General features: G+C 67.8%; 7 protein-coding genes. 6 read left to right on the forward strand and 1 reads right to left on the reverse strand.

The window, feature by feature from the left end; translation table 11 throughout:
- Positions 1-213: 213 nt before the first annotated feature.
- The 6 genes from C556_RS0105600 to C556_RS0105625 all read left to right on the forward strand — a co-directional run bounded on the left by C556_RS0105600 (position 214) and on the right by C556_RS0105625 (position 12409).
- On the forward strand, positions 214-1413 hold the full coding sequence (locus tag C556_RS0105600) for an acetylornithine transaminase (protein WP_018747253.1): 1200 nt from the start codon (positions 214-216) through the stop codon (positions 1411-1413).
- Between the two features lie 1285 nt (positions 1414-2698).
- Positions 2699-5353 (forward strand): winged helix-turn-helix domain-containing protein, encoded by a 2655-nt coding sequence (locus tag C556_RS0105605; protein ID WP_085951144.1) that lies wholly within the window; start codon positions 2699-2701, stop codon positions 5351-5353.
- Positions 5346-7034 carry an EAL domain-containing protein gene (locus tag C556_RS21495; RefSeq protein ID WP_169338596.1) on the forward strand — a complete coding sequence of 563 codons (1689 nt, stop codon included), beginning with the start codon at positions 5346-5348 and terminating at the stop codon, positions 7032-7034. The genes C556_RS0105605 and C556_RS21495 overlap by 8 nt, the downstream gene beginning before the upstream one ends.
- Before the next feature lie 105 nt (positions 7035-7139).
- Positions 7140-7853 (forward strand): translesion DNA synthesis-associated protein ImuA, encoded by a 714-nt coding sequence (gene imuA / locus C556_RS19480; protein ID WP_211214675.1) that lies wholly within the window; start codon positions 7140-7142, stop codon positions 7851-7853.
- A gap of 15 nt (positions 7854-7868) precedes the next feature.
- The gene (locus tag C556_RS23585; RefSeq protein ID WP_018747257.1) at positions 7869-9308 is read left to right on the forward strand and encodes a Y-family DNA polymerase; all 1440 of its coding nucleotides are present in this window, start codon (positions 7869-7871) and stop codon (positions 9306-9308) included.
- A complete protein-coding gene (locus C556_RS0105625) occupies positions 9305-12409 on the forward strand; it encodes an error-prone DNA polymerase (protein WP_018747258.1) in 3105 nt (1034 codons plus the stop codon). The genes C556_RS23585 and C556_RS0105625 overlap by 4 nt, the downstream gene beginning before the upstream one ends.
- Positions 12410-13249: 840 nt before the next feature.
- On the opposite strand, the gene C556_RS0105630 is transcribed toward C556_RS0105625, so the two are convergent.
- The gene (locus C556_RS0105630; RefSeq protein WP_018747259.1) at positions 13250-14365 is read right to left on the reverse strand and encodes a helix-turn-helix transcriptional regulator; all 1116 of its coding nucleotides are present in this window, start codon (positions 14363-14365) and stop codon (positions 13250-13252) included.
- Positions 14366-14484 lie beyond the last annotated feature (119 nt).

Consider the following 14484-nt stretch of genomic DNA (forward strand, 5'->3'; position numbering starts at 1 on the left):
GACGCCATGAGCACCCGCCACCTCCCCCTGTCGCAACAACGAGCAGCCGCCGCACGAGCCCGAGCCTGGGCCGGTCGTGGCGCGTCGTGGACGGGCCGGGAACCGGGGGCCGCGTCCGACGCATAGCACCCCCTCCCCGCTTTTCCCCGAAAAGGGCCACGGAAACCACCGTGGCCCTTTTTGTTTTTCCACCGCACCCCGAGGAACCACCCCATGTCCCCGATGCAGCGCAAGCAGTGCCTGATGAACACCGTTGTCCGCCCCGACCCCGTCTTCGTGCGCGGCCAGGGTGCCTACCTCTACGACCAGGCCGGGCTGGCCTACCTGGACTGGGTCCAGGGCTGGGCGGTGAACGCCCTGGGCCATTCGCCCGAGGTGGTGACGGCGGCGCTGGCGCGACAGGCCACGACGCTGCTCAATGCCAGCCCCGGCTTCTACCACCCGCCATTGCTGGCGCTGGCGGAAAAGCTGGTGTCGCTCAGCGGCATGGACCAGGCGTTCTTCATCAATTCCGGCGCCGAGGCCAACGAAGGCGCGATCAAGCTGGCGCGCAAGTGGGGGCGGCTGCACAAGGGCGGCGCCTACGAGATCATCACCTTCGACAACGGCTACCACGGTCGCACCCTGGCCACCATGTCCGCCACCGGCAAGCCCGGCTGGGATACCTACTACCCGCCGCAGGTGCCCGGTTTTCCCAAGGCGCGCTTCAACGACCTGGACAGCGTGGCGGCACTGATCGGACCGGGCACGGTGGCGGTGATGCTGGAGCCGGTACAGGGCGAGGGTGGGGTGATTCCGGCGAGCGACGAATTCCTGCACGGCCTGCGTGCGCTGTGCGATCGCCACGACCTGATGCTGATCTTCGACGAAGTGCAGACCGGCTGCGGGCGCAGCGGCACGCTGTTCGCCTGGCAGCACTACGGGGTGATGCCGGACGTGATGACGCTGGGCAAGGGCCTGGGCGGCGGCGTGCCGCTATCGGCGCTGCTGGCGCGGCGGCGCCATTGCTGCTTCGAGCCCGGCGACCAGGGCGGCACCTTCTCTGGCGCGCCGCTGGCCTGCGCCGTCGGCAGCGCGGTGCTCGACGTACTGGCGCAGCCGGCCTTCCTGGCCCAGGTGCGCCAACGCAGCCGGCAATTGCGCGAAGGGCTGGAGGCGCTGTCGACGCGACATGGCCTGGGCGAAGTGCGCGGGCTGGGCCTGTTGCTGGCGCTGGCCATGCCGGACGGCGGCGCCGTCGAACTGGTGGAGCTGGCGCGCGAACACGGCCTGTTGCTCAACGCGCCGCGCCCGCATTGCGTGCGGGTGATGCCCGCGCTGAACAGCACCGAGGCGGAGATCGAGGAAGGATTGCGCCTGCTGGATGGCGCGCTGGCGATGCTGGTGCACCCGCGCAACGCCGTGCCGGCCTGAGTCGGCGTGTCGCGGGGCGCGGCAGGCCATCCGCTGCCCCGCGAGTGGTATTAATACGACGCCATGCACAGGCCACCACGGCGTTTTCGGCACCTTTTTGCCGAGGAGGGCCCCCTCCCCAGGCCGTGCGTGATCCGCCGCCGATCCCCTACCTTTCACCGTTCACCTGCGTTCCCATACCCATTGGTTGGCACTCGCCGTGCCCCGGAGTGAGGGGTTTCCCCCAATCCGGTAGTAGGGCCATTGTCGGGGTTTTGCAACAAGGGCGGCGGTTTCTCGGTTGCGGGCCGGGCGCTGCTCGCCCCGTCGGCGGGGCGAGGGTGGACCCAACCATATCCTCCTTGAAATGTTTAGTGAAAAGGATGGGGCCAATGCTGATAACAGGCGACTTTCTCGTGTCATGACGCGCACTTGAGGCGGCAAGGCAGGAGATGGCGTTATCTGGCTGATGACAAATCGAGTAAGTCGTTTATTGAAAGGAAACTGGCTGGAATTCCTTTCGGGTGCACACTGGAAGAACCAGCCATATGAAAACCATGGGTTTTCACGTCAGTGATGAATTCTTTCATTTTAAAAATGAATTTTTTGAAAAACAAAAATTATTGAAAGTCAATCGTTAATTCGGGTTGCACCGCCTGGGATTGCTTGGATTTCTTGATAAAAATCAAATTTTACGTGCTCGTTTATCGGAGGTGCCTTTTTTCCCATCACCTTTGATTCAAAATTGAGAAACCGCTGATGTTCCGCTTACTCAAGGTGGTGCGATTTTAGTCTCATGTTTTTTAATGAATTTATCCGTCGTTCACCTGGATTTTTTCCGGCTGGATTTCCACGGAGGGGGCACCGCCCACTCTTTGGACGGGACAACGTAAGGGATTTCCTCAATACGCGCTGGATGGGATGGGTTGGTGCGGCTAGTGGCAACACAAAAGCATGGGTTTGATGAGGAAAGCGCGGTCTGCTTTTGAAAAAAGTATGTGATTGCGCACTGTTTTGGGGAAGAGCGGAATTCGCCATTTTCTGTCAGTAAAAGAAAGATGCCGTCAAGAAGGCATCGTTTGAAACAGGCCTCACCAGGTGCGTGCAATGCGCCGGAGTGGGCCGGATGGGGACCGCCGTTCCACGGCGATAAAACCAGGACAACGCACGCGACCGGCTTATCCATCGGCCGGCCGGGTGACGAGAAGGGCCGTGCGCGGGATCGGCACGGCATGGGAAGAGCCGGCAGGGCGTTGGGGGGCGCGCTGTCCGGTGTGATTGGGCACCAAAAGTCGAGTAGACAAGCATGGATAAAATGAACGAACACGTGGCATACCGGGCTGTTGCACAAAAGCTGGTTCCCCCCGACCTGGTCGGGCAGGTATTGCAACGCCCCGAACTGCTGACCAGGTTGGCGGCGATGCGGGCGCATCGCATCACGGTGCTGCATGCACCGGCCGGGTACGGCAAGACCTTCAGCATGCGCATGTTCTACAACCAGCTCTCCGAAGCGGGAGAGCAAGTGGCCTGGGTATCGATCGATTCCGCCGACTGCGATCTGCCGCGCCTGCTGCTGCTATTGCGGGCCGCCCTGTTCGGGCTGGATGGCGGCGGCGAGAAGCTGCTGTTCGAGGCGCCGCCCTGCACCTTGTTCATGGACGATTTCGAGCGCCTGCTGAGCAAGGGCGCGGCCTTCAACCCCATCGCGCTGCTGGCCGACATCCTGCCCTCGCATGTGCGGCTGGTGCTGGGCACCCGCGTGCTGGGCAGTTCCGGCCTGGCGCGCTACCGCGTCTCGCAGGTGCTGGCCGAGCTGGATACCGACGCCCTGCGCTTCACGCGGCAGGAGGCCGACGCCTATTTCAGGATGGTCTGCAAGCAGGAGTATTCGAGCGAACTGCTGGGCGCCGTCTACGACCGCACCGAAGGCTGGCCGGCCGCGCAACAGTTGATCGCGCTGGCGTTCAACCAGTCGCGCGCCGGCTTCGACCCGCTGCGCAGCACCTTGCTGCCGCAGGAACTGACCGAATACCTGGTGGACGAGCTGTTCGAGGTGCAGAACCGCAATCTGCGCGACTTCCTGCTCGATACCGCCATGCTGTGCACCTTTACCGCCGGGCTGTGCGATCACCTGCTCCAGCGCAGCAACAGCGACGCCATGATCGACGAACTGCTGGCCCAGGGCCTGCCGCTGCAATCGCGCGGCGACGGCTGGTACAGCTATCACCCGTTGTTCGCCGAGCAGCTGCGCCGCATCGGCGCCGCACGCCCCGAAGGCGAGACCAGCAACCTGGCCCTGCGTGCCGGCCGCTGGTTCCTGGAACAGGATCGTCCGCACGAAGCCATCGGCTACCTGCTGCACGCCCAGGCCCATGACGAGGCCATCGCCGTGCTGGACGCCATTGCCCAGTCGATGCTGGTGCGCGCGCAATTCAATACCCTGGTCGATTGGTGCCGTGCGGTGCCGCGGAGCATCCTCAAGCAACACCGCTCGCTGTGCATCCTCTATGCCACCGCCCTGGCGTATGCCGGCGAAAGCCGTCCGGCGCGCTTCTGGCTGCGTTACCTGGCGCTGGTCGCCCGTCATCATCCCGAGGACCAGGCCTTTGGCGACAGCGTGCGCTCGCTGGAACTGCTGGTGCAGCAGTTCGGCCTGCCGGACTTCGCCCAGATCAGCCAGGTCGCCGAAGAATCGCATTCGCTGCTCGACCACAACGATCCCATCGTCCGTGGCCGCGAGGCTTCTCTGCTGGCGCTGGCCGCGCTGTCGCGCAGCGACTTCGTGCAGGCCGAGCAGCGCGTGATGGAGGCCAAGCGCATCCACCGCGCCGCCGGCAACATGGTGGGCCTCGGCAACGCCTTCTACATCGAGGCCGCCGTGGCTGCCACCCAGGGGCGCCTGATCGAGGCGCTGGCGCATATCGATTCGGTCGATCGCATGACCGCGCACGGCGACACCTATGTCGCGCCGGGCGTGCTGCACCTGTTCTCGGCCGGCTTCCGCATGCAGGTCACCTACGAACTGGGGCGGATGACCGAGGTGGATGGTTTTCTCAACCGCTACGGCGAACTGGTACGCAAGGCGCCGTCGTTCCAGTCGGTGCTCAAGCTGACCATCGTCGAGGCACGCATCGCCGCGATGCGCAACAACGCCGGCCTCGCCGTGCAACTGCTGGACGACCTGGCCAACTACCACCCGCTGGCGCAGACGGCGGAAGGCCAGCGCCTGATCGACTTCGAACTGGCGCGGCTGGCGATCACCGCCGGCAACCAGAGCAAGATCCAGGCGTATGCCGACATGCTGTTGCAGACGCCGTTCGACCTGGACCTGCTGAGCAGCATCTCGTCGATCGAGGACGCCGAGGGCGCGGGTCTGGCGCATGCGCGGCTGATGCTGCATGCCGGTGGCGACTGGCTGCTGCGCGGCCTGGCCTTGCTCCAGGCGCTGCTGGAGCACGCCGAGCGCAGCGGCCGCCGCTGGCGGCACAACAAGCTGCTGATCCTGTACGCGGTCGGGCTGCGTCTGGCCGGCAACGAGCCGGCGGCGTGCGAAGCGATGGGCGAGGCGGTGCGGTTGGCCGGCGATACCGGCGTGATGCGTTCCTTCTTCGACGAAGGCCCCCACGCGCTGGCATTGCTGGGCATGCTTAACCAGCAGAAGGGCCTGTCGCTGACGCCGTCGCAGCAGGCGCATTTCGACACCCTGCTGGGCCAGCTGGCCACGCAGCCGGTGTCGCAGCGCCCGATGGGCAGCGCCTCGCTGACCCCGCGCGAGCTGGAAATCCTGCGCGCGCTGGCGGCCGGCGTCTGCAACAAACGCATCGCCAAGGACATGGACATCGCCCCCAACACCGTGAAGTGGCACCTGGCGTCGATCTACTCGAAGCTGCTGGTGCGCAACCGCGTCCAGGCGATCGACCAGGCACGCAGGCAGGGTCTGCTCTATGGCGAGCATGCCTGAAATGTTCCGGCGCGCCACGCTGCGTGCCGACATGCCGGACGAGGCCGCGATGCCTCGTCCGGCATCGTCGTCGCAGCGCGGCTACGCCGCCCGGCGCAAGGTGCTGATCATCCTGGCGCTGGCGGTGCCGCTGCTGGTGGCCAACTACGGCATGTATGCCTGGTCGTCGCTGGCGGTGCGCAAGGAACTGAACAGCATCGCGCAGAGCGTCGAAGACCAGGCCAGCAACGCGCTGGGCTCGGCCGGACAGACGGCCACCGAGGTGGCCAATGCCCGCTACAGCCAGCGCGGCTGCTTCCTCGGCACGGTGCAACTGCTGCAACTGAAGGCATTGAGCAGCCCCTACGTGCGATCGCTCAACCTGGTGCGCGACGGCAAGATCAGTTGCTCCTCGGTCGGTGGCGCCGTCAACATCCCGGTCGATCTGTTCGCGCCCGGACTGCGCCTGCAGACCGGCAGCGTGCTGCTGATGCGCAGCCACTGGTTCGGGCTGGAGGCGCCCGGCATCGCCTACGTGCACATGCGCGACGACCACGACGGCGTCATCGCCGTGATGCACGAGCAGTTCTTCCGCGACATGACCACCTTGCCCGGCAAGGACCGCTACCGCAGCGTGGTGCTGCGCCTGGGTCACCAGTACGTCTACGACGAGGGCGGCATGAAGGATTCGCCGCCGAAGTTCGTCAACCAGTGGGTGGCCAAGCGCGGGCCGGGCGATCTGGAAGTGTTCGTCGAAGCCTCCGACAAGCTGCGGATGATGTACCTGACCGACAGCGTGGTCACCTGGAACCTGATCGCCATCGCCATCGGCCTGTTGCTGGCGCTGGCGGTGAACTTCTACTACGTGCGCGGACGCTCGTTCGAGCGGATGTTGCGGCTGGCGATCGTCAACCGGGACATCGTGCCGTTCTACCAGCCGGTGTACCACGCCGAAGGCGCGGTGCTGGAAGGCGTGGAAATCCTGGCGCGCTGGTACAACCGCGGCGAGGGCTACATCTCGCCCGACGTGTTCATCCCCTACGCCGAGCGCATGAACCTGATCGACGCGCTCACGCTCAGCCTGATCCAGCAGGTGCGCCACGACCTGGAACACAGCTTCCGCCTGCCGCCGGGCAGCAACGTGGCGTTGAACGTGCCGCCCAGCATGTTTGACAAGCCCGAGATGATCGCGGCGCTGGAACAGTTTTCCCGCTTCCTGCAAGGCAACGGCCTGCGGCTGCTGCTGGAAGTGACCGAGCGCCAGTTCGTCGAGCACGCCGACACCGAGCGCATCCAGGGCTTCTTCGACTGGTTGCACCAGCAGGGCATCCTGATCGCGCTGGACGACTTCGGCACCGGCTACAGCTCGATGGGCTACCTCAACCGCTTCAGCTTCGACTACCTGAAGATCGACGGCGTGTTCGTCAACGGCATCGGCGCCAGCCCCACCGCCGAGGGCCTGCTCGACACCATCATCCAGCTGGCGCAGAAACTGGGCATGAAGACCATCGCCGAAAAGGTCGAGAACAAGGAACAGGTGCTGTACCTGGTCGACCGCCAGGTCAACTGCATCCAGGGTTACTACTACGCCAAGCCAGTCTCGGCCGCCGAGCTTGCCCAATACATCCCCGACCAGCCGCCGCGCCCCATCGTGCCCGATCCGGTGCCCAGCTGGCTGGCCGACGAGGAACGCGCCGACTGAGCGCGTTTTTTGTTGCCCATGCCGGCCGTCGCCACGGCGGGCCACTCCCTTGGATGTAGAACATTCGTTCTATAAAATAAGACCGTTTCCCTTGGCGACGGTCTCATGTCCCCACCCTTTCCCGACCCCTCCAGCTTGCAGCAGGCCATGCGCCAGGGCGCCGTGTGGCGGGGCGACCGCTGCGCGCCGGCGGCGGCGCGGCCCAGCGGCCACCCCGCGCTGGATGTCCAGCTGCCGGGCGGCGGCTGGGGGCTGGGCCAGGTGAACGAAGTGCTGCACCGTCCCGGCCAGGGCGAGCTGGCGTTGCTGTTCCCGGCGCTGCGCCGGGTGGCGGAGGAGGGCCGGCCCATCCTGCTGGTCGCTCCGCCGTGGGCGCCGTATGCGCCCGCCTGGCTCCAGGCCGGCATCGCGCTGGAGCGGCTGGTGTGGGTGCGTGCCGCCAGCGCCGTCGATGCGCTGTGGGCATTGGAACAGGCCCTGGCCGAGCCGGGTTGCGGCGCGGCGCTGGGCTGGGTCGGGCCGCAACTGGACGACCGCCATGCGCGCCGGCTGCAACTGGCGGCGCGGCGCGGCGGCGGGTTGGGCGTGCTGCTACGCCACGGCACGGCGGAGCAGGCCGCGTCGCCGTTCCCGCTGCGGCTGGCGGTGGCGGCGCACGGCGACGGCTGGCGGGTGCGCATCCTCAAACGGCGCGGCCCGCCGTTGAACGAACCGCTGTACCTGGCGCGCACCGCCCCCGTGGCCAGCCTCGGCGAGCCGCCGCCGGCCGTCGTCACCGACCTGTTCGGCGCGCCGCTCGCCGAACGCCGCGTGGCCTGAGCGGACGGCACCACCATGCTCTGGCTGGCCCTGCACCTGCCCCAACTGGCACTGGACGTGTTCCCGCCGACCCCGGCGCCGGACGGCATGCCGCAGCGCCCGCGCATCGTGGTCGCCAGCCACGGGCGCGGCGAGCGGCTGGCACTGGTCGATCCGCTGGCCGCCTCGCTGGGCCTCAAGCCCGACATGAAGTTGTCCGCCGCGCTGGCGCTGGTCAACGAACTGGTGATCCACCGTCGCAAGCCGCAGGCCGAGGCCGACGCCCTGGCGCAACTGGCCGGCTGGGCGCTGCGCTTCACCCCCACCGTTGCCGTCGCGCCGCAGACGCTGTTGCTGGAGATCGGCGGCTGCCTGCGTTACTTCGGCGGACTGGCCCCGCTGCGCGCCCAGGTGGAGCAGGGCGTCGTCGCCCAGGGCTACGCGCTGAGCGCTGCCGTGGCGCCCACCCCGCTGGCCGCGCAATGGCTGGCGCGGCACGGCGCCGACGTCACGGTCACCGCGCCCGCCGAACTGCCGCGGGCCCTGTCCGGTCTGCCGCTGGCGGTGCTGGCGCTGGCCCCCGCCCCGGCGCAGACCCTGCGCCAGCTCGGCATCGCCACCCTCGGCCAGTTGCTGGCGCTGCCGCGTAGCGGCCTCGCGCGTCGCGTCGGGCCGGCGTTGCCGCTGGCGCTGGAACAGGCGCTGGGCCATGCCGCCGACCCGCGCGACGGCTTCGTTCCGCCGGATCGCTTCGAGCGCTGCATCGACCTCGACTGGCCGCTGGAGACGCTGGAGGTGTTCGTCAAGCTGGCGGCGCGGCTGCTGGATGCGCTGGAGGCGTTCCTGTCCGGACGCGGCCTGGGCGTGCAATCGCTGTATTTCCGCTTCACCCACGAGGATCGCCCGCCCAGCGGACTGCGGGTGGGCGTCGGCCGGCCCACGCGCCGCGCCGCCGAATGGCTGGCGGTGCTGCGCGAGCGCATCGTCCACGCCCAACTGGCGGCCCCCGCCACCTCGGTCACCCTGGTCGCCGATACCCTGCACCTGCTCGACGGCCTGCCGCTCACCCTGTTCGGTCCGCAGGGTGGTCAGGGGCTGCCCGAACTGTTGCTGGCGCGGCTGGGCGCGCGATTGGGGCCGGACGCGGTGACCGGCGTCGCCACCGTGCCCGAGCACCGGCCGGAGCGCGCCAGCATCGACGCGCCGCCCGGCACCGCGTCGGCGCCGCTGCCGGTCGGCCCGCGCCCCGGCTGGCTGTTGCCGGCGCCCAGGCCGCTGCCGCTGCGCGACGGCGAGCCGTGGCATGGCGAAACGCTGCGCCGCCTGGGGCGTGCCGAGCGCATCGAATCCGGCTGGTGGGACAACGACGACGTGGCCCGCGACTACTACGTGGCGCAGGGCGCCTCCGGCGCGCGCTACTGGATCTACCAGGATTGCCGCGACGGCGACTGGTGGCTGCACGGGTGCTTCGCATGACGCCGATACAAGCCAGCCTGCCCGCCGCCCCGGCGCCGGCCTACGCCGAACTGCATTGCCTGTCCAACTTCTCGTTCCAGCGCGGCGCCTCCAGCGCGCAGGAACTGGTCGAGCGCGCGCATGCGCTGGGCTACCAGGCGCTGGCGGTCACCGACGAATGTTCGCTGGCCGGCATCGTGCGCGCCCACGTCGCCGCGCTCGCTTGCGGCCTCAAGCTGCTGGTCGGCGCCGAATTCACCCTGCTCGACGGCCTGCGGCTGGTGCTGCTGGCACCCGATCGCCAGGCGTATGGCGACCTGTCCGAACTGATCAGCCTGGGGCGGCGCAACGCCGACAAGGGCGACTACCTGCTGACGCGCGACGACGTGGAACAGCTCAGCCGCCGCCTGCTGGCGCTATGGCTGCCGTCCGACGCGCCCGATGCCGACGACGGCCGCTGGTTCGCCAACCATTTCGCCGAGCGCGCGTGGATCGCCGTCGAACTGCTCAACGGCCCGGACGACCAGGGCCGGCTGGCGCAACTGCGCTGGCTGGCCGACGCCACCGGCCTGCCGCTGGTGGCTGCCGGCGACGTGCACATGCACGTGCGCAAGCGGCGGCCGTTGCAGGACGTGCTGACCGCGATCCGCCTCGGCCGGCCGGTGGCGCAGTGCGGGCTGGCGCTGTTCCCCAACGGCGAGCGCCACCTGCGCAACCGCACGCGGCTGGGGCGCGTGTATCCGCCCGAACTGCTGGCCGAAACCCTGCGCGTCGCCGAGCGCTGCCAGTTCGTCATGAGCGAACTGGCCTACGAATACCCGGCCGAACTGGTGCCGCCCGGCCTTACCGCCAGCGAGCACCTGGCCGCGCTGACCCAGGCCGGCCTGGCGCGGCGCTATCCGCAGGGCGTGCCGCCCCAGGTGCAGGCCCAGGTGGCGCACGAACTGGCGCTGGTGGCGCACCTGCGCTACGAAGCGTTTTTCCTCACCGTCCACGACGTGGTCACCTTCGCCCGCGACCAGAAAATCCTGTGCCAGGGGCGCGGCTCGGCCGCCAACTCGGTGGTGTGCTACGCGCTGGGCATCACCGAGGTGCGCCCCGAGGACGGCAACCTGCTGTTCGAGCGTTTCATCTCGGTCGAGCGCGGCGAACCGCCCGACATCGACGTCGATTTCGAGCACGACCGCCGCGAGGAAGTGATCCAGTACATCTATGCCAAGTACGGCCGCGATCGCGCCGCGCTGGCCGCCACCGTCATCAGCTACCGCACCAAGAGCAGCCTGCGCGACGTCGGCCGCGCGCTGGGCTTCGCCGAGGACCAGCTCGACCGGCTGGCCAAGAACCTGTCGTGGTGGGACGACCCGGCGCTGCTCGGCCAGCGCATGGTCGAAGCCGGGCTGGACCCGGACAGCCGCGCCGTGCAGCAATTGCTGCTCCTGGTGCGGCAGTTGCGGCGCTTTCCGCGCCACCTGTCGCAGCACGTCGGCGGCTTCGTCATCGCCTGCGGCCCGCTGGCGCGGCTGGTGCCGATCGAGAACGCCGCGATGAAGGACCGCACGGTGATCCAGTGGGACAAGGACGACCTGGAATCGCTGGGCCTGCTCAAGGTGGACGTGCTGGCGCTGGGCATGCTTTCCGCGCTGCGCCGCTCGCTGCAACTGGTGTCGGCGCTGCGCAACCGGCCGTTCGGCATGGCGGACATCCCGCGCGAAGACCCGGCGGTGTACCGCATGTTGTCGCGCGCCGACGCCGTCGGCGTGTTCCAGGTGGAATCGCGCGCCCAGATGAGCATGCTGCCGCGCCTGAAGCCCAGCAAGTTCTACGACCTGGTGATCGAAGTCGCCATCGTCCGCCCCGGCCCGATCCAGGGCGGCATGGTGCACCCCTACCTGCGGCGGCGCGACGGCATCGAGCCGGTGGCCTACCCCAGCGACGCCGTGGAAAGCGTGCTGAAGCGCACCCTGGGCGTGCCCATCTTCCAGGAACAGGTGATGAAGCTGGCCGAAGTCGCCGCCGGCTTCACCCCCGGTGAGGCCGACCAGTTGCGCCGCTCGATGGCGTCGTGGCGGCAGAGCGGCAAGTTGGACCGCTTCAAGCAGAAGCTGCGCGACGGCATGACCGAGCGCGGCTACGACAGCGACTATATCGACCGCATCGTCCGCCAGATCGAAGGCTTTTCCGATTACGGCTTCCCCGAATCGCACGCCGCCAGCTTCGCCATCCTGGTGTACTTCAGCGCCTGGCTGAAATGCCACGAACCGGCCGCCTTCCTCTGCGGCCTGCTCAACTCGCTGCCGATGGGTTTCTACAGCGCCTCGCAACTGATCCAGGACGGCCGGCGCCACCGGCTGGAAGTGCGGCCGGTGGACGTGCAGGCCAGCCAGTGGGACAGCACGCTGGAGGACAACGGCCAGCCGCAGCCCGCGGTGCGGCTGGGCTTCAATCGCATCACCGGCCTGGGCGCCGCCATCGGCCAGCGCGTGGCCGAAGCGCGCCCGGCAGCCGGCTACCGCTCGGTGGACGAATTGCAGCGGCTGGCGCGGCTGGACAAACGTGCGCTGGCCGCGCTGACCGAAGCCGGCGCGCTGGCCTCACTGGCCGGCCATCGCCGCGCCGCGCACTGGCGCGTGGCCGGCATCGATCCGACGCACGACCTGGGCAACACCGACAGCGACGCCCCGCCGGACCTGCTGACCCCGCCCTCGCTGGGCCAGGACCTGATCGCCGACTACCGCAGCATGGCGCTGACCCTGCGCGCCCATCCGGTCAGCCTGCTGCGCGAGCGGCTGCGCCGCCAGCGCATGCACACCGCCGCCGAACTGCGCACCCGCCGCAACGGCCAGCCCGGTCGCGCCTGCGGCATCGTCGTCGGCCGCCAGCGCCCCGGCACCGCCAGCGGCGTCACCTTCGTGACGCTGGAGGACGAAACCGGCAACGTCAACGTGATCGTCTGGCGCGATCTGGCGGACCTGCAACGCCGCGAACTGCTCGGCGCGCGGTTGATGGCGGTCTATGGCGTGGTGCAGCGGGAGGGGGAGGTGGTGCATCTGTTGGCGCAGCGGATGGTGGATCTGACGGAGTGGTTGGGGGAGTTGCCGAGTAGTAGTCGGGATTTTCATTGAAGGGGGTGGTTGTGGTTGCGATGGGGGTTGCAACTGCAACGTCAACTGCAACTTCAACGTCAACTGCAACACCTGAAACGCTTAGCGCCTGCGGCGCGGGTGTTTGACGCCCTTCGCGACCGGGCGGGCCGGTTCATTTCTTTTGCTTCTCCAAAAGAAACGAACCAAAGAAAAGGAGCCCCGCGTTTGCGCCCCTCCGGGGTACCCTGCGTCGGTCGCGAGCCTAAGGTCTCGCTCCACTCCTCGGCGCCACGTAACGGGAGGAACCCCCGTTGGGTGCGCAGAGAAGCGGGAAAAAACGAACGCGGGCTTGTACTTTTGGGTCGGCAAAAGGCGCGCGTGCGTCCGCTGGCCGTCGCATACGTCACCCCTCGCCTTCAAGGGGAGGGGCCGGGGGTGAGGATGGTCTGCCCGGGGCCCCTCAGCAGCGCCGAGTAGAGGACAAGCGGGGCGGGGTTTCGGCGAGGACTGTCTGAGCGCGCTTGCGCGCGAGTTTCGCAGCCGCCGACCCGATTGTCCGGCGCGAGGGAACCCGAAGGGCGCGTATGCGGGGTCGCCTTTTCTTTGGTTCGTTTCTTTTGGCGAGGCAAAAGAAATGAACCGGCCCGCCCGGCCGTTGAGGGCGTCAAGTCATCCGCGCCGTAGGCGCTAGGCGTTTCAGGTGTTGAATTTCAGGTGTTGAAGTTAAAGCCGCCGACTTGACTGCAAAGGTTGCAAGCCATCCGCTCCGCCGGTGCTAGGCGTTTCAGCTGTTGAAGTTGACGTCAGCCGCACAGGCATCAAGCCCCCCGCGCCACCCGCAAACCCCAACCAAGCCCCAACCGGCGCCCCGGTCCCCTCTCAACGAGCCGCATACGCCGGGCTCCCCATCACCCTCGCCACCAGCTCCGCCTGCCGCCGGGTGCCGGTCTTGTTGAACACGCTCTTCAACTGCGTGCGCAAGGTGTTGAGCGTGACGTTGCGGGTCTCGGCCAGGGTTTCCAGGCTCTCGCCCTTGCACAGGCCCACGGTCAGCGCGGCCTCGGCTTCGGACAGGCCGAACAGCATCGCCAGCATCGCCGGGTCGGGGGCGGCGCGCAGGTCGGGGTCGAACAGGAAGACCAGCGAGGCGTCGATGCCGTCGCCGTCGTGCTGGGTCAGGCGCACGGTGGTGACCACCAGGGTCAGCGGCGACAGGCCGGCGCCGCGCTGGATGCGCAGCGTGCGCGGACTGGCGGTGTCGGCGTGGACCGATTCGCCCAGGCGCAGGTAGGTGGATAGCTGGCGCTCGCTGTCGGGGGCCTCGATCAGCAGGTTGCCGGCTTCGAGCGAGATGCCGGGCGCGCCGCGTGCCAGCACCGCCTGCGCGGCCTGGTTGGCCACCATCACCTTGCCCAGCTGGTTGAGCATCAGCACCGGGGTGGCGAAGGCGTCGAGCGCGCCGTGCATGGCGAGGGCGTCGAAGCGCGATTCCAGCAGGCGCTGGTGGATCAGCACCGCGCGTTGCAGGTGCGGCAGCAGGCGGTCGAGTTCGGCCAGTTCGGCGTCGGAGAAACCGCCGGGGTCGTGGCGGCGCTGGATGAACAGCTGGGTGTGCCAGTTGCCCTCGACATGGATGGTGGCGGCGGCGGCGTGGGCGATGCCTTGCGGCGCCAGGTATTCGCGGGCGAAACGGCTGTGCTTGAGGAAGCTGTCGATGTCAGGAATGTCGCGGTTACTTGCGTAGAAGCGCCCGCTGGGCGAGGTCATCATGACATGCGCCAGCCTGTCCTCGCGGCCGTAATCGTCGGCGTAGCGCTGGATCCACTCGGCGTCGGTGTGGCTGCTCCAGGCGCCGCGGATGGCGTGGCTGTGCAGATTGCGCACGATCAGCTGGGCGGAGCGAAGCCGGAAATGCGCGGCCAGATGGCTCAGGAACAGGACGAATCCGCTGCCCGCGACGGTGCTCTCGTAGATCGATCCGATCAATGCTTCCATGCGCGCCTCATGCTGTCTGCATTTCGTCGGGAAGTATAGCGATAAGCATATGGCATCACCCATATGAGTGATTGTTGTCTCGATGGTGCCTCACTACGCTGAGCTGCGACGAAAGCAAA

This window comes from Chitiniphilus shinanonensis DSM 23277 (assembly GCF_000374805.1).
Taxonomy (GTDB): domain Bacteria; phylum Pseudomonadota; class Gammaproteobacteria; order Burkholderiales; family Chitinibacteraceae; genus Chitiniphilus; species Chitiniphilus shinanonensis.